The 14,036-nt window shown below is 69.3% G+C and carries 12 protein-coding genes; 3 read left to right on the forward strand and 9 right to left on the reverse strand.

What is annotated here, in order from left to right; all coding sequences use genetic code 11:
* Positions 1 to 681: 681 nt before the first annotated feature.
* On the reverse strand, positions 682 to 2,214 hold the full coding sequence (locus I4J89_RS38505) for an MFS transporter (protein ID WP_196419122.1): 1,533 nt from the start codon (positions 2,212 to 2,214) through the stop codon (positions 682 to 684).
* Positions 2,215 to 2,487: 273 nt separating this feature from the next.
* Entirely contained in the window at positions 2,488 to 3,861 is a 1,374-nt protein-coding gene (locus I4J89_RS38510) for an alpha/beta fold hydrolase (protein ID WP_196419123.1), read from the reverse strand.
* Between the two features lie 61 nt (positions 3,862 to 3,922).
* On the opposite strand from I4J89_RS38510, the gene I4J89_RS38515 reads away from it, so the two are divergent.
* The 3 genes from I4J89_RS38515 to I4J89_RS38525 all read left to right on the forward strand — a co-directional run bounded on the left by I4J89_RS38515 (position 3,923) and on the right by I4J89_RS38525 (position 5,842).
* Positions 3,923 to 4,099: a type 1 periplasmic-binding domain-containing protein gene (locus tag I4J89_RS38515; RefSeq protein WP_196419124.1), complete on the forward strand. Its 177-nt coding sequence runs from the start codon at positions 3,923 to 3,925 to the stop codon at positions 4,097 to 4,099.
* A gap of 41 nt (positions 4,100 to 4,140) precedes the next feature.
* Positions 4,141 to 4,356 (forward strand): hypothetical protein, encoded by a 216-nt coding sequence (locus I4J89_RS38520; RefSeq protein ID WP_196419125.1) that lies wholly within the window; start codon positions 4,141 to 4,143, stop codon positions 4,354 to 4,356.
* A 229-nt stretch (positions 4,357 to 4,585) separates the two neighbouring features.
* Complete coding sequence (locus tag I4J89_RS38525) at positions 4,586 to 5,842, forward strand: PP2C family protein-serine/threonine phosphatase (protein ID WP_196419126.1); 1,257 nt, start codon at positions 4,586 to 4,588, stop codon at positions 5,840 to 5,842.
* An 80-nt stretch (positions 5,843 to 5,922) separates the two neighbouring features.
* Here I4J89_RS38525 and I4J89_RS38530 read toward each other — a convergent pair whose 3' ends face one another.
* The 7 genes from I4J89_RS38530 to I4J89_RS50300 form a co-directional block, all read right to left on the reverse strand.
* Positions 5,923 to 6,192: a hypothetical protein gene (locus I4J89_RS38530; protein ID WP_196419127.1), complete on the reverse strand. Its 270-nt coding sequence runs from the start codon at positions 6,190 to 6,192 to the stop codon at positions 5,923 to 5,925.
* Positions 6,193 to 6,912: 720 nt separating this feature from the next.
* Entirely contained in the window at positions 6,913 to 7,218 is a 306-nt protein-coding gene (locus tag I4J89_RS38535; RefSeq protein WP_196419128.1) for a hypothetical protein, read from the reverse strand.
* Positions 7,219 to 8,096: 878 nt separating this feature from the next.
* Entirely contained in the window at positions 8,097 to 9,077 is a 981-nt protein-coding gene (locus I4J89_RS38540) for an integrase core domain-containing protein (protein WP_309238661.1), read from the reverse strand.
* Between the two features lie 78 nt (positions 9,078 to 9,155).
* A complete protein-coding gene (locus tag I4J89_RS38545; protein WP_230860319.1) occupies positions 9,156 to 10,739 on the reverse strand; it encodes an efflux permease Rv1217c-related protein in 1,584 nt (527 codons plus the stop codon).
* A 47-nt stretch (positions 10,740 to 10,786) separates the two neighbouring features.
* The gene (locus I4J89_RS38550; protein WP_196419130.1) at positions 10,787 to 11,683 is read right to left on the reverse strand and encodes an ABC transporter ATP-binding protein; all 897 of its coding nucleotides are present in this window, start codon (positions 11,681 to 11,683) and stop codon (positions 10,787 to 10,789) included.
* 105 nt (positions 11,684 to 11,788) lie between these two features.
* Positions 11,789 to 13,099: a Na+/H+ antiporter NhaA gene (nhaA, locus tag I4J89_RS38555; protein WP_196419131.1), complete on the reverse strand. Its 1,311-nt coding sequence runs from the start codon at positions 13,097 to 13,099 to the stop codon at positions 11,789 to 11,791.
* A complete protein-coding gene (locus I4J89_RS50300) occupies positions 13,050 to 13,613 on the reverse strand; it encodes a sodium:proton antiporter (protein WP_309238664.1) in 564 nt (187 codons plus the stop codon). Before I4J89_RS50300 ends, nhaA begins: the two co-directional genes overlap by 50 nt.
* Positions 13,614 to 14,036 lie beyond the last annotated feature (423 nt).

The following is a 14,036-nucleotide window of genomic DNA, read 5'->3' on the forward strand; positions in this document are numbered from 1 at the left end:
GAAGACCGTGATCTGAATCAGCCCGACGATCCCGGCGACCACGCTTAGCGCCAAGGGCTCTCCGGTCAGCCAATCCATCCCGCCCAGGATCAGGGCGAGCAGCAGCATGTCGAGGCGGCGGGTGGGTGCCCGGCGCTGCGCGCAGAACCAGACCACGGCGACGCCGACGGCCGGCCAGACCAGGTTCAGGCGGCTGCCCAGCCAGAAGCTCCGGCCTGCGTAGCACGCGGCGGCGTAGGTGAGGGCGAAGATCATGGTCCGGGCCAGGGAACGCCCGTAACCAGTTGTCACCGCTACCTCCCGCTCGACAGCCGTCCTCTCCTAATCGGCCGGTTTCCACCGGCACTGAGACAGGGGCGGCCTACCGTACGGAGGTGGTCGGCGGCGCCGAGGCGATGACCGGCCCGACCCGCACGATGCCGTCGTCGAGCGAGACACATCGCGCCCGCCCCGCCCGCAGCGGTCGCCACGCGCTCGGCCAAGATCCGGACTTCCGGGACCAACTAGCCGCTGTGCGGCGCGGCTGAAGTGCAGCTCCTCCGCCACCACGACGAAGTGGCGCAACAGGCGGATGTCGAGATCCTCGGACACACGTCCGTTGTACTCGATTCACACACACGGCGCGTCAATCGGCCTCGAACAGGTGTTGGAGTTCGGACCGCCGGCCAGGCCACGATCGGATCACCGACAACGACGATCGAGGTGGTTCGCGATGGGTGCACGACGCGCGGTGGCACTGCAGTACGCGGCGGCGGGCGCGCTGACCGCGTCTTGGGGCGCCTCGCTGCCCGCGTTCGACGCCCAGCTCGACCTCGGTGCGGCCCGGGTCGGCGCGATCCTCATGGCCCTCGACGTCGGTGCGCTCGTGACCATGCCGGTGGCCGGCCGGCTGGCCGACCGGTGGACCGGGCGGCTACTGCTGCGGCTGAGCGCACCGGCGGCGGCTTTGGCACTGGCGGGTCCGGCGCTGGCCGGCTCGGCAGCGGTGAGCGCGGCGGCCAGGCCGAGCACGGCTGCCACGACGAGATAGATCGGCGCGGCCCAGGCGGCTCCCGCGTTCGCCAAAAGGGTAGCGATCAGCGGCGCCGTGCCACCGAACGCGGCCGTGGCGACGCCGTAGGTGACGGCGACCCCGGTGGCCCGGACCGCGGTCGGGAAGAGCTCGGCGACGAACACCGTCACTACCAGCAGCCCAAGCAGACCACCGAACACGACATTGGACACCAACAGGCCGCCGACCGAGTCGCCCGCAAGAGCGAAGCCGGGGACAGCGAAGATGCCGACGGCCACCGTCCCGGCGATCAGCAGTGGGCGCCGCCCGACGCGGTCGCAGAGCCGGCCCAGCACGGGTGCGGCCACTGCCGCGGTCAGCAGGCCGAGGACGCCCGCGCCGAGGGTTTGAGCCAGCGGAACCGAGCCGGAGGTTGCCAGCCGGCTGGGAAGGTAGACGAAGCACAGGTTGAACGCGATGGACAGCAGAGCCACCAGCGCGACGCCGCGCGCCACCCGCGTACCGCGCCCGCGCAAGACGTCCCGGCGAAGGTGAGGGCGGGACGGCTCGTCAAGCGCCTCGAACCGCCGGGTCTCCGCCAGCCGGCGCCGAATGTAGCGGGCGACCAACCCCAGCGGCGCGGCACTGAGAAAAGCCAACCGCCAACCCCAGGTGTGCAAGGCGCCGACGGAAAGGGTCGCAGCGATCAACGCGGCAACGGCGTACCCGGTCGCCAAGCCGAGGGCGATGCTGCCCATGTGCCACCCGCCGTACCATCCACGATGCCCGTCGGGCGCTGACTCGATCAGAAACGCCACCGAGGTAGGCACCTCGCCGCCGACCGCGAATCCCTGCACGAGACGCAGGAGCAGCAGCACGACCGGGGCGAGCACGCCGATCGCCGACCACGTCGGCACTAGGGCGATCGCGGCGGTCGCCAACGTCATCAACGCGATCGTACGACTGAACGCGGCACGCCGCCCAAGATGATCCGAGCGGCTGGCCACAACGATCGCACCGATCGGCCGGGCGATGAACGACGTCGCGAAGATCGCGAACGTCGTCGCGAGCGCCGCCCGGCCGCCGTCCGGGAAGAACGCGCGCGCGAGCACCGGGGCGAAGGCGCCGTAGATGGCGAAGTCGTACCACTCCACGGCGTTACCGAGACAGGCACCGATCAACGTCCTGCGCGACCGTAGAGTCCCCGAAACCGATCCAGCCATGATGATCACCGTACTGACTCAAACGCTTGATCGATGTGCCCTGGCGACGGTACGAACGCCCAATTCCCGGATGGCCGATCGGTCTACGCCACTTGCGACCCTCGCACTTTTGTGCCGACGACCTCAGATTGCTGGTCGAATGTAGTCGCCGAGCAGGCGGTGCGGACGGGCCGGCGCCTTTCGTGAACAAGCGTCAGCTTCAGATCTTCGTCGGCCAAGCCGGTGCGCCGCCGTCTCGTGGGGCCGGGCCGCCGCAGGAATCCCCGGCCGCGATCATCTTGGTAGTCGTCGGGCGATCTCCGCCCAGACAACCTTGCCGGTCCGGCCGGCCCACCCAGCGGGTCGACTGCCCCATCGGCGTGCGGTCGCGGCGACCAGGAGGAGCCCGCGCCCACCCGGTACGGCAGGAGACAGAGGCCGTACATGCGGTGGTTGCGGATTGGTGTCGGTAACTTCGATCAGGATCGCATCGTCTCGAAGGCGAAGATGCAGCTCGCCGCCATCGTCGGTGTGCTGGGTGAGGTTCTGAATTAGTTCGGTGGTGACCAGCAGGACATCGTCGGTCCGGTCGGTCATGTTCCAGTCGTGCAGAAACTGCTCGGCGACGTGCCTGGCTTCGGCGGCCGAAGTGGTGTGCTCCACCGGCATTCGACGCTCATCCAGGGGAACCTCCACCGCTCGCTGGGAGGCGTGGGCGATCGAGCGACCATGGCCGGCGGTGAGAGTCAGGGCGAAGGCGGCGGCCAACTCGGCGACGAGCGCGCCGGTGGTGGTCACGGCGTTGTGCGCCGCGCCGGGCAGGTCACCGGTACTGCCGCGGCGGGCCAATGACGTGGCATGGGCGGTCCAGTCGGCCGGCGCGATGGGGTCGTACTGGCCGCGCAGGATCAGAATCGGCGCCTCGACGAGCGGTATACGGCGTTCGATGTGGTGACCGACGGCGTACCCGAGTGTCCGCAGGACGCGCCGCGGTCCGGCGTCGCGGAAGTCGGTGAGGATCATGGGGAGCTGGTGCGGGTCCTCGCTGAGCAGGTCGTGCGCCCAGCGTCGGATTTGTGCGAAGGCGGTAGGCGCGGCGGGGTCGACAGTCGGGCCGACCAGGGTGAGCGAGGCGACCAGGTCGGGCCGCCGGATCGCGAGTTCGACGGCGATTTGGCAGCCGAACGAGTTCCCCAGCACGTGAGCGCCGGCAAGACCCACCGCGTCCATCCAGGCGGCGACGACCTCGGCGTGCTGCTCAGTGGTCAGCACACGGGCCGGTGTGCCGGAGAGACCGAAGCCGGGCAGATCAGGAACGAACACCGAGCCGGGCAGCGCCGCAGCGGTGGGCATGAGATACCGGTGGGAGACCGCCAGGCCGTGCAACAGCACCCAGATCGGTGCAGCAGCGTTGGAGTCGACGCGTTGCCGGACGTGCAGGTCTGCCCCGCGCACCGTCGCTGTCGCGCTGGTAAACCCTTCGGCGGGGCCGGGGGCGGCACGGGTCAGGCGACGCTGGGCAGGACTCATGCGTGCGGTGCGGGTTGGGAACACGCCTACTAGTACCCCCGCGGCGGCATGGTTCACCGCAAAACCCTTCGGGATCACACGCTCATGCGGGCGACCACGTGCCGGCCGACCTGTCGCAGCGCGCCGCAGTTGGCGCACTCCAGGCAATAGGAGGCGCACTATCTGCGTCTGCTGCCTGCGTCTGCGGCTGGAACGCAACGTGGATGGACTGATCATCCTTGGCGCCAGCAGCAATCCGCGGCCACCGCTACAAGGCATACCCGACGGTTTCGCGCTGGTCTACGCGTACGGAGCGCCGGTCGACCCGCGTGACATGTCGGTGGCCAGCGACGCCGGGCGCATCGCCGGGCAGCGCCTGCTCGACCTCGGCCGCTGAGCTAACCGGCGCCGGTCGATCGTGAACGCCGGTTGCGGGAGGTGCTCGAAGCACGCAACCTTGAGCTTTCGCGCGCCCGGTTGTGGGTCGCCGATGCCACCCGGATCCCGTTCGGCGAGGGCGTGTTCTGGCTCGCCGCGGTCCGCGACGTGCTCTCCCGCCGGATCGTTGGCTGGAACACCTCCGATCGCTGCGACACCGACCTGATCCTGGCCGCCCTCGAATACGGCATCTACTCCCGCCGGGTGACTTCATGACCTTGTCGTCGTCGTAGTGGATCGGCAGGGTCAGCCGGGGCCGGATCAGGCCGGTAAGCGCCGACGGCAGCGTCGGTGAGCAGGGCGAACGTGCCGAGCCGGAGCAAGATGGTCGCGTTGCCGATGAAGGTCGCGCTGGCGTCCGGTGTCATGGGGTGCGGCTACCCCCGGGTGCGCCGGCCGAATGTTGGCGGCGTGCGTGCGGCAGCAGGTCTCGTACCCTGCGGAGATGAAAAGCGACCAGGGCCCGCTACTGGCCGACATCCTCGACGCGGCGGAGAACGCAGCGCCGGTGGACACCGTCGACGCGGTCACCCGGAACGTCGCCGTGGCTCTCGGCGCCCGTACGGTCTCGTTCCTGATCGCCGATCTCAGCGGCCGGGCGCTGGTCCGGCTCGCCCACGTGCCGTTCGGCGTCGCCGGCGGGACGCGGCATCAGGGCAAGGAGGCCGCTACCGTGGTGCCGTTCGACGGCGGCCCGGCCGAGCAGGCGCTGCGCACCCAGACGGTGCAGGTTCTGGCGCTGGCCGACGGGTGGACGGTGCTGGCGCCGGTGACCGAGCGTGGTGAGGTGATCGGCCTCCTTGAGATGATCTTGCCGGACGAGCCTTCTCCTGACGTGCTGCGGGATATCACCCGTACGGCGCACGCGCTGGCGTTCGTGGTGATCGCCAACCGGCGGCACACCGACCTGTTCGAGTGGGGGCAACGCACCACCCCGTTCACCCTGTCGGCGGAGATCCAGCGACGTCTGCTGCCGGCTTCCTTCACCTGCGAGGCCAGCGCGTTCACCCTGTCCGGCTGGCTGGAGCCGGCCGCCAGTATCGGCGGCGACACCTTCGATTACAGCCTGGGCCGCGACGTGCTGCACTTCAGCATCACCGACGCGATGGGGCACGGGGTTGCCAGCGCGCTGACCGCCACCCTCGGTGTGGGCAGCCTGCGCAACAGCCGGCGCCGCGACGCCGGCCTGGTGGAGCAGGCCACGACCGCCAATGCCGACCTGAAAGAAAACGCCGTCGTGCCCGGCAGCTACATCACCGCGATACTCGGCCGCCTCGACCTGCGTACCGGCACATGCTCGCTGCTCAACGCCGGGCACGTGCCACCACTTCTGGTACGCGACGGCGAAACCCGGGAGGTGCCGCTACCGCGCAACCTCGCCCTGGGCATGTTCGCCCAGGTCGGCTTCCGTGACGGCGAGATCGTGCTTCGCCCCGGAGACCGCCTGGCCCTGTTCACCGACGGCATGCGCGAACGCAAGGCCACCCACCTGGATCTGTCGGCACGGCTGTCCGAGATGACCGCCCTGCACCCCCGCGAGGCCGTCCGGGCGATGGCCGACGCCACACTCGAGGTCGCCGGACCGGTCCTGGCCGACGATGCCACCCTGCTGATCCTCGACTGGCACGACGGACACAGCGACGACCGGGACGCCAGTGCCGGCGCCGACCAGGCACGGACGAGCGCGGCGGTACCGGACTGACTACCGGTCACCCCACGGCCGCGGTGTGGAACAGAACCTCATTCGCTGAGGCCGCAGGTGAGCGCCCGCCCGAGCATCGGTCAGAAGATCAGGTTCAACGCGACGGTGCCGATGACCGAGAGCAGCACCATGGCGAGGCCGCCGAGGGGATGAATTTCGGTACGTCCGACGCGCATGCCCGCGGTGTACCCGGCAGCGTGGCGCAGATACGGAACAATACGTCCGCCGGGCCCCGTCCCCAACCGCAGCGAGCACCACGGCACGTACTCGGCGAACGTCGGTACCCGAGATCGCATCCCGGGTGCCTGCAGCTGGTCCTCTGCGGTGATGCCCATGTGGTCGAGCAGCATCCGCGCTGCCTCCACCACCGGCGTGCACATCCCGAAGACCTCATCACCCCGCGGAGGCGGTGACGACAAACGGCAAACGGCTTACGGCTGACCGCCGGATCGGATCCCGATGCTGGCTGCGTGGCCGCCGTCCTTCATCCGCACAACCAGCGTGGGTAGCGGAATGGCCCTCACCATGACGGGCCGCCACCCTAGTCAACGGCTTCCTCTTCTATGACGGTCCTGACGGGTTCCGCTGTGTCGCACTTGCCGGCATCCCCTGCCGCCGACCCTGGATGCTCGGCGGATCAATTCAGGGGCCGGGGTACGGGCGGATCAGGCGTCAACTGGCCCCACCGGAAAGTCCGTGCGTTCAGCGCATGCCACCTAGAACGGTGGTCGACGCAGTCCGATGCCCAGCTGGAGGCGGCCGAAGAGAAGTGGTTGGACTGGTGAGATCCGCCGCGGAGTCCGGACGGCCCACCATTTTCCGGCCGCGGAGTCACACACTCCGGTGGCGTGCTCTCGGCCATTTGTGTGCCCGTGGCGGGAAGCGGCAAACACCATCTATTCCAGAACCGCATGCGTCCGGGCGTCACGTCGACCGGCCGCAAGGAAACCGCAGGTTGGAGAGAGCAGCCGAGAAGGGCGCTTAGCGGCTCGCCCCGAGGTGTTTCTGCGACACAGCGAGACCGCCGCCCGGCCCTGAAGAGGGGTCCCGGGCGGCGGTCGTCAGTTCTGTCAGGCGTCGGACGAGTCGCGGGTGCCGGCCTTCGCCAGTCCACGGCTGGCCATGTAGCCGATGGTCAGAAGCACCACATAGAACCAGGCCTGGTCAGCGCGGAAGTAATCGCCACCAGCACCGTTGTCGCCGTTGCCGTTCCCGTCGACCACGATGGAAGCGATCAACACGCCGAGCACCATTACTACGTACGCGATGAACTCTGTGGTTTTGAACGCGGCCTTGGTCTCTGCCGACCGGCGCCGGATGACGCCGTCCGCAGAGGTGGCATCGTGCCGAGAAGCTGTACTGATCTGAGTAGACATTCAATCCTCTATTGCGGCTGACGTGCGTGGGCCTTCGTGGTCTATTGACTGCGGAGGCGTGTTTCATGCGGTATGCCGCAGCACATCCGGCGGGCAGGACGTTGGAGCCCGGCTCAGACAACGCCCGCTGTTGCCTGGCTATGGTTACCCGGGCTGACGGAACGCAAACGCGATTGCCGGATTGTGCACTCCGGGCCGGTCGACACGCGCGGCTTGCCGGCGGTGGGCGGCGGGACTGGATCACCGCAAAGGCGAGGAGCAGTTCGATGAGGTCGCCGCCGTAGTACATCAACGTCGCGGCGTCCCGCTGATCCGGACCCGTCGCCGTGGCACAGAGATACTGGGCGAAGGTGGCAGGCGCGGCGATGGCCACGCCGATCAGCACGAGCGTGCTCACGGGTGGGCGAAGATTCGAACGGGCGGGTACGCATCATCCGGGACAGGCGCTGTGCTGCGGGGACCGGCACGGCGCCGCTCGCTGCTTCCCGCGTGCGCCTGGGGTGATCCGCAGCAATGACGGGTCGGCCTGCACGTCCAGGCCTGCTCCCCGCGTACGCAGGGGTGATCCGATCCGAGATGGAGCCCTCTTTCGCCAGGCCGACTGCTCCCCGCGTACGCGGGGGTGATCCCTTCGCATTGTGCCGCGCACCCCATAAATGCAGCCTCGGGTCTTTCCGCTCAGGACAACTCGAGCGGCAGCCAAGCTGCCCAACTAGCGTGTGCATAAGGTGCAAGTCGGGCTCCGGACACATATCAAAGACACGAAGATCCGCCGGGGTGACAACCTCGGCGATCACTGACTCCGGGCCAGGTTGATAGGTCAGCCGCAGCCCGAGCCGGGCGTACAGCTCGGCCTGTGGGGCTCGCAAAGTCGATTACTACGCTGCCTGCGCGTATTCGTTGATCAAACCGTCGAGGACGGGACGGCGGTTGACCTTGGCGGCGGCCGAACGCGGCTCGGGTGGCCGTTGGCCCAGCGAGCGGTGGGGCCGATGTTCGTTGTAGTGCCTTGTGTAGTTGGCCAGGACGGCAGTCAGGTGCCGTTCGCCGACGATGAGCATCCGGTCGGTGCACTCCCGCCGAACGGTGCCCACCCACCGTTCGGCGAACGCGTTCGCGCGCGGAGCCTGCGGCGGCGTTCGGATCACGTCGATGCCGGCCGCCGTGAACACCGTGTCGAAGACCGCGGTGAACTTTGCGTCGCGGTCGCGTAGCAGGAACCGCACCGAGTCAGCCCGCTCGTTGAGGTCCATCAGCAGGTTCCGCGCCTGCTGGGCAACCCAGGCGCCGGTGGGGTGAGCTGTCACGCCGGCGACGTGCACCCGCCGGGTGGCGACCTCCAGGAAGAACAGCACGTAGACCCGTTTGAGGAACACCGTGTCGACGGTGAAGAAGTCGCACGCCAGCATGGCGTGGGCCTGGGTGGTCAAGAACTGCTGCCAGGTGGGTCCGGTCCGGCGCGGTGCTGGGTCGACGCCGGCCTGGTGCGAGATCTTCCAGACCGTGCTGGCGGCGATCGTGTGATCCAGGCCGACCAGCTCGCCCTGGATCCGACGATGCCCCCAGGCGAGGTTCTCCCTGGCGAGGCGCAGCACGATCAGCTGACGGTGCCAGCGCAGCAGCGTCGCCGGCGTGACGAAGAAGATCGGCCAGCGTGGCCGGGGTAGCAGCCGCGACAGGGCGGCCAGCACGACCCGGTCGGCGGGCTCGAGCTTCGGGCGGTGTACCTGCCGGCGGAGCACCGCGACCTGATGGCGCAAGACGAGCAGTTCGACGTCCTTGGCGCCGTCGTCTCGGGCGAGCTGGGTCAACATCTGCAGTCGCTGGCGCAGTACCAGGTACACCAACGCGGCGGTCACGACCCCGCAGCCTGACAGCCGCCGGGAGTCCCACGCGCACGTCAGACTGCTGGAACGAGTTTGCGAGCTCTACACGGATCAGGACCGTAGGTCTCGCCGCTGGTAGCCAATCATTGCTGCGGCGATCATCGCTCCAGCGATTCCGGTCATCATCAACGTTGCCGGCCAGTCAACAGTGTGCAGGGGTACCGGGGCGAGGTGCGCGAAAGGCGAGAGGTTTCGAACCCATCCCGGCGCGTCGACGCTCTCACCGATCACCAGCAGCAGGAAGCCACCGGTGGCGGGCAGCGCCCCGGCAACCGCGGTCGCCCGCGGAGCCCAGCCGGCCGCCAGGGCGGCCGCGGCGAGGCTGAGCAGCACGATGGGCAGGATGTTCCACGCTCCCTGCGCCGCGGCAAGCAGCCCAAGCCGGCCACTGACGGCGGCGACACCGGCCCAGGTAAGCGCACCGGCGACGGTGGCGAGAGCGACCGCGCCTGCGGCGGTGGCCAGCAGTTCGGCGCCGAGCAGGCGCAGTCTGCTGACCGGCTGGGCGGACAGCAGTGTCATCTGACGGTCGGTTTCGGCGGTGATGAACGCGCCCATGCGGACGGCGGTGAACCCGCCGACGGGCAGGGCAAGGATGGCGAACAGGGTGGCGGTGAACCCTTCGACCGCGCCGAGCTCGGCGAAGCCCGCATTCGCCGCCTCGCCGGCCAGGGCCGGGTTGTCGGCCAGGAACTCGGTGATCGACACCGCGGTCGCGCCGATCAGCAGGTAGTAGGCGCCGATACCGAGCGCCCAGCCGGTCCACGGCCGCGACAGGCGCCTCACGGCGAACGCCTCCACACTGCCCAGCAGAAGCAGCCGTGCCTGCCGCCCCGAGCTGGTCGCGACGAGGCCGCCGCGGACATCGCGGTGACCGGCCGCCCCGACTGCGGTGGCGGTCACCAACGCCGTCGCGGCGAGCAGGACCAGCAGGGGCAGGATCCGGTCCTGGTGAAAGGGGCTACTGAGGGCGAGCAGCCCGAACGGGGACAGCCAGCGCAGCCACCCCAGGTCGATGATGCCGTCGCCGACCATACGCAGCAGCAGACCGACGCCCAAGACAGCCACAGCGGTTCCCGTCGCCGCCGCACGGGCCGGAAACACCTGCCCAGCGAGCGCGGCAACCGCGACGAAATACAGGCCGAGCAGGCCGACACCCGCGCCGTGAACCAGCGCCCCGGCAGACGGCGCACCGACGAGCAGCAGCACCACACTGACCGCGCCACCGGCGGCAACAGTGGCCGTCATGACGGCTGCGACGTGCCGGATCACCGCGGCACGCAAGGTGACACGACCGGAAAGAAGCACATCCCAGCGGCCAGCGTCCTCTTCGCCGCGAGTGATACGTGTCGTGGCAAGAATCGCCCACACACCGAGCAGGACGGCGATCACGGTGCCGACTCGCCACACCGTGAACCCGCCCGTGGTGTCGAGCGCGACCGGCTCACCGAACAGGGTGCGGATGGCGGGGTTGCCGGCCAGCGCCTGCAGGCTGCCCGCGGCCGCCGGGTCGGCCATGATGCTGTCATAGGTGGCAGCGACCAACGCCGTCATGCCCGCGGCCAGGGCGACCACGATGAGGGCGCCGCGACGGATCTGCCGCACCCCGAGCCGGGTGACGGCCCTTCCGGGCACTACAGGCACTGAGGAACCGGCGGTCGTGGCCGGCGCTGTGACGGTGGTCATCGGACGGCCTCGGTGCCGTAGTAGTCAAGGAAGATCTCTTCCAGGCTGGGTTCGCGTACGGCGAGGGCAGTGATGTCGGCGTCGGCGAGCGCTGTCAGCGCGGGCCCGGGTGGTCCGGTCAGCGTGAACCGCAGCCGGCCCTCCCCCGGCTGCCGCACGTCCTGCACTCCGGCGATCGTGTCCAGGTTTGGAGGTTGGCCGGTGTAGGTCAGTGTCACCTCGGAGCGGTGCAGGCCGCGCAGCTCGCCGATCGGCGCGACCTGGATCAGCCGGCCGGCCCGCAGAATGGCGACCCGGTCGCAGACCGCTTCGACCTCGGCCAGCTGGTGGGAGCTGAGGAACACGGTTTGCCCGCGATCGCGGGCAGCGGCGACGGCGGTACGGAACACGCGTTCCATCAGCGGGTCCAGACCGCTGGTCGGCTCGTCCAGTACCAGTAGCGGCGCCCGGGTGGCGAACGCCGCGACCAGCGCGACCTTCTGCCGGTTCCCGGTCGAGTAGGTGCGGGCCGGTTTCGACAGGTCGAGCTCGAACCGCTCCACGAGTTCGGCCTGATAGGCGTAGTCGACGCCGGGGCCGGTGGACGCCTGCAGGTGCAGGATTTCCGCGCCGGTGAGCTGCGGCCACAATGCGACGTCCGCCGGGACGTAGGCCAGCAGCCGGTGCGCGCGGGCGACATCGGCGGCGCCAACGCCGAACACCCAGGCTTGGCCCGCCGTCGGGCGCGCCAAGCCGAGCAACAGGCGGATGGTGGTGGACTTGCCGGCGCCGTTGGGGCCGAGGAACCCGAATACCTCACCAGCGCAGACCTCAAGCGTGAGGTCGTCGAGGGCGGTGAGGCGTCCGTACCGTTTCGTCAGGCCGGCGGTGCGCAGCGCAAAGTCGCTGTTCATGGGAGGTCCTTCGCGGTCGTGCGGACATGACCGCCGACCAGACTTCCCGGCACACCTACCGCTCACCGTACGCCCGCTCGCCCCCAGCGGGAAGGCCCGGCGCGCTCAGCGCCGCACGGTGTCGTCGTCCCAGAAGTCCGGGATGCCGTCGGCGTCGGTGTCCCGTTCCTCCGCCGCGCACAACTGCCGGTAATGGCGGTTACGGGCCCGCAGGACCACCATGGCCAGCAGTGCGGAGATCAGCGACCCGGCGAGAATGCCGATCCTGGCGTGCTCGTCCTTCTCACTGCCGACCCCGAACGCGAGTTCGCCGATCAGCAGCGACACGGTGAACCCGATTCCGGCCAGCAGCGCCAGGCCGAGCACGTCCCACCAGCTCACCCCATCACCGAGGGTGGCGCGGGTGAACCGTTGCACCAGCCACGTCGACCCCAGTACACCGACGCATTTGCCGACCACCAGACCGACAACGATGCCGATCGTGACCGGATCCCGCAGCGTCTCGCCGAGCCCGCCAGCCCCGGCGACCGACACCCCGGCGGCGAAGAACGCGAAGACCGGCACCGCGAAGCCGGCCGACAACGGCCGCCAGCGGTGCTCGAAGTGCTCCGCCAAACCCGGGCCCTCCCCGCCGCTTCGGCGGATCACCGGGACCATGAATCCGAGCAGAACCCCGGCGACCGTGGCGTGCACGCCCGACGCGTGCACCAGTACCCACGTCGCGGCTGCCAGCGGCAGCAGAAGCCACCACGAGCGGACCCGCCGCTGCACCAAGAGCGCGAATAATCCGAGCGGCAGCAGAGCAGCGGCCAGCGGCAGCAGGTGCAGGGAACTGGTGTAGAACACCGCGATGATCAGGATCGCCAGCAGGTCGTCGACCACCGCGAGGGTGAGCAGGAACGTGCGCAGCGCCGCCGGCAGATGCGTGGAGATCACCGCGAGGACCGCGAGGGCGAACGCGATGTCGGTGGCGGTCGGGACCGCCCACCCGGACAACGCCCCACCCGCCATACCGGCGTTGATCGCCGTGTAGATCAACGCGGGTGCCGCCATGCCGCCGGCCGCGGCGGCGACCGGCAGCATCGCCCGCCGCGGATCACGCAGGTCGCCGGCGACGAACTCGCGTTTCAATTCGAGCCCGGCAACGAAGAAGAAGATCGCTAGCAGCCCGTCCGCCGCCCACTGCGCCAGCGTGAGATCCAGATGCAGGGCGTGCGGACCGGCCTTGAACGCGATCAAATCTTGATATCCCGACGACCACGGCGAGTTTGCCCAGATGAGCGCCAGGACCGCGGCGCCGAGCAGCAGCGCGCCACCCACGGTCTCGGTACGCAGGATGTCACCGATGCGGTTGACCTCAGGCCAGCTACCCCGGCCGAACAGGTGGCGGGCGGGACGAGACGGGGTTCCGGACACGGGACTCCTTCAGCGAGGCACGGCGACGACATCGCCGACCAGGCTTCCCGGCACACCTACCGATGAACCTACCGTGCCCGGCCCGTGGCTGCAGCGATACACCTACCCGCCGCCCTAACCTCCTACCAGTGTCCGGCCGCGATCCGCTCCAACGCGCGTCGACCGCGACAGCGGTGCCGCTCTCTGCTCGGACCTGTTCACCGAGCCGGCGGGCCGCGGTGCTCATCGCCGCATCATCGAGCGCCCGGAGGATCGCGGCAGCCAATCTCGGGGCGCTCAGGTGCCGCTGGGCGATCGGTGCCGGCGCGACGCCCAGCGCGCATCCGCGCACCCCAGAACGGCTGATCGCCGACGAACGGACACACCACCTGCGGCCGTCCCGCACGGACCGCCGCCGCCGTGGTGCCCAGAGACGGAAGGTCCACTCGAACGGGACGCCCTTGAGGAAGCCGAGGTAGAGCGGCGGGTCGCCGATCGGGGTGAGCAGGCCCCCGGCGTTCGCGATGATGAGGATGAGAGCGACACCGGCAAACGGCCGTCGCGAGCCTCCATGCCGGGATCAGCCGCCGATTCGCGGCAGCTCCGCGGAATCGACGAGGCGTGGGTGGGGGCGAGCCAGGCCGACGGGCTTGCCGCAGCATCATGTTCGGCGATGAGCACGACCGCTCTGCCTTCCTGCGCGGCATGGGTGAACTGCCGGTCGATCGTGAAGCCATCCCGCCAACCATTGGTCCACCAGGCGGTCAACTCAACCCGAAATAATGTACCGGCTGGTTAGTTATAGCCGACCCGGCCCGAACTGGAAAGAGTCGGCGTCAACGCGCACCGCCCCCATAGCGCCCGCGTCTCGCCTCACCCCAACGGCGCCCATCGATACCTGAAGGGCGTGCGCCGCCACCTTGTGAGAAGGCCCACTCGCCATTATGGTCTGTCCAGC

This window comes from Actinoplanes aureus (assembly GCF_015704865.1).
Classification (GTDB): Bacteria; Actinomycetota; Actinomycetes; order Mycobacteriales; family Micromonosporaceae; genus Actinoplanes; species Actinoplanes aureus.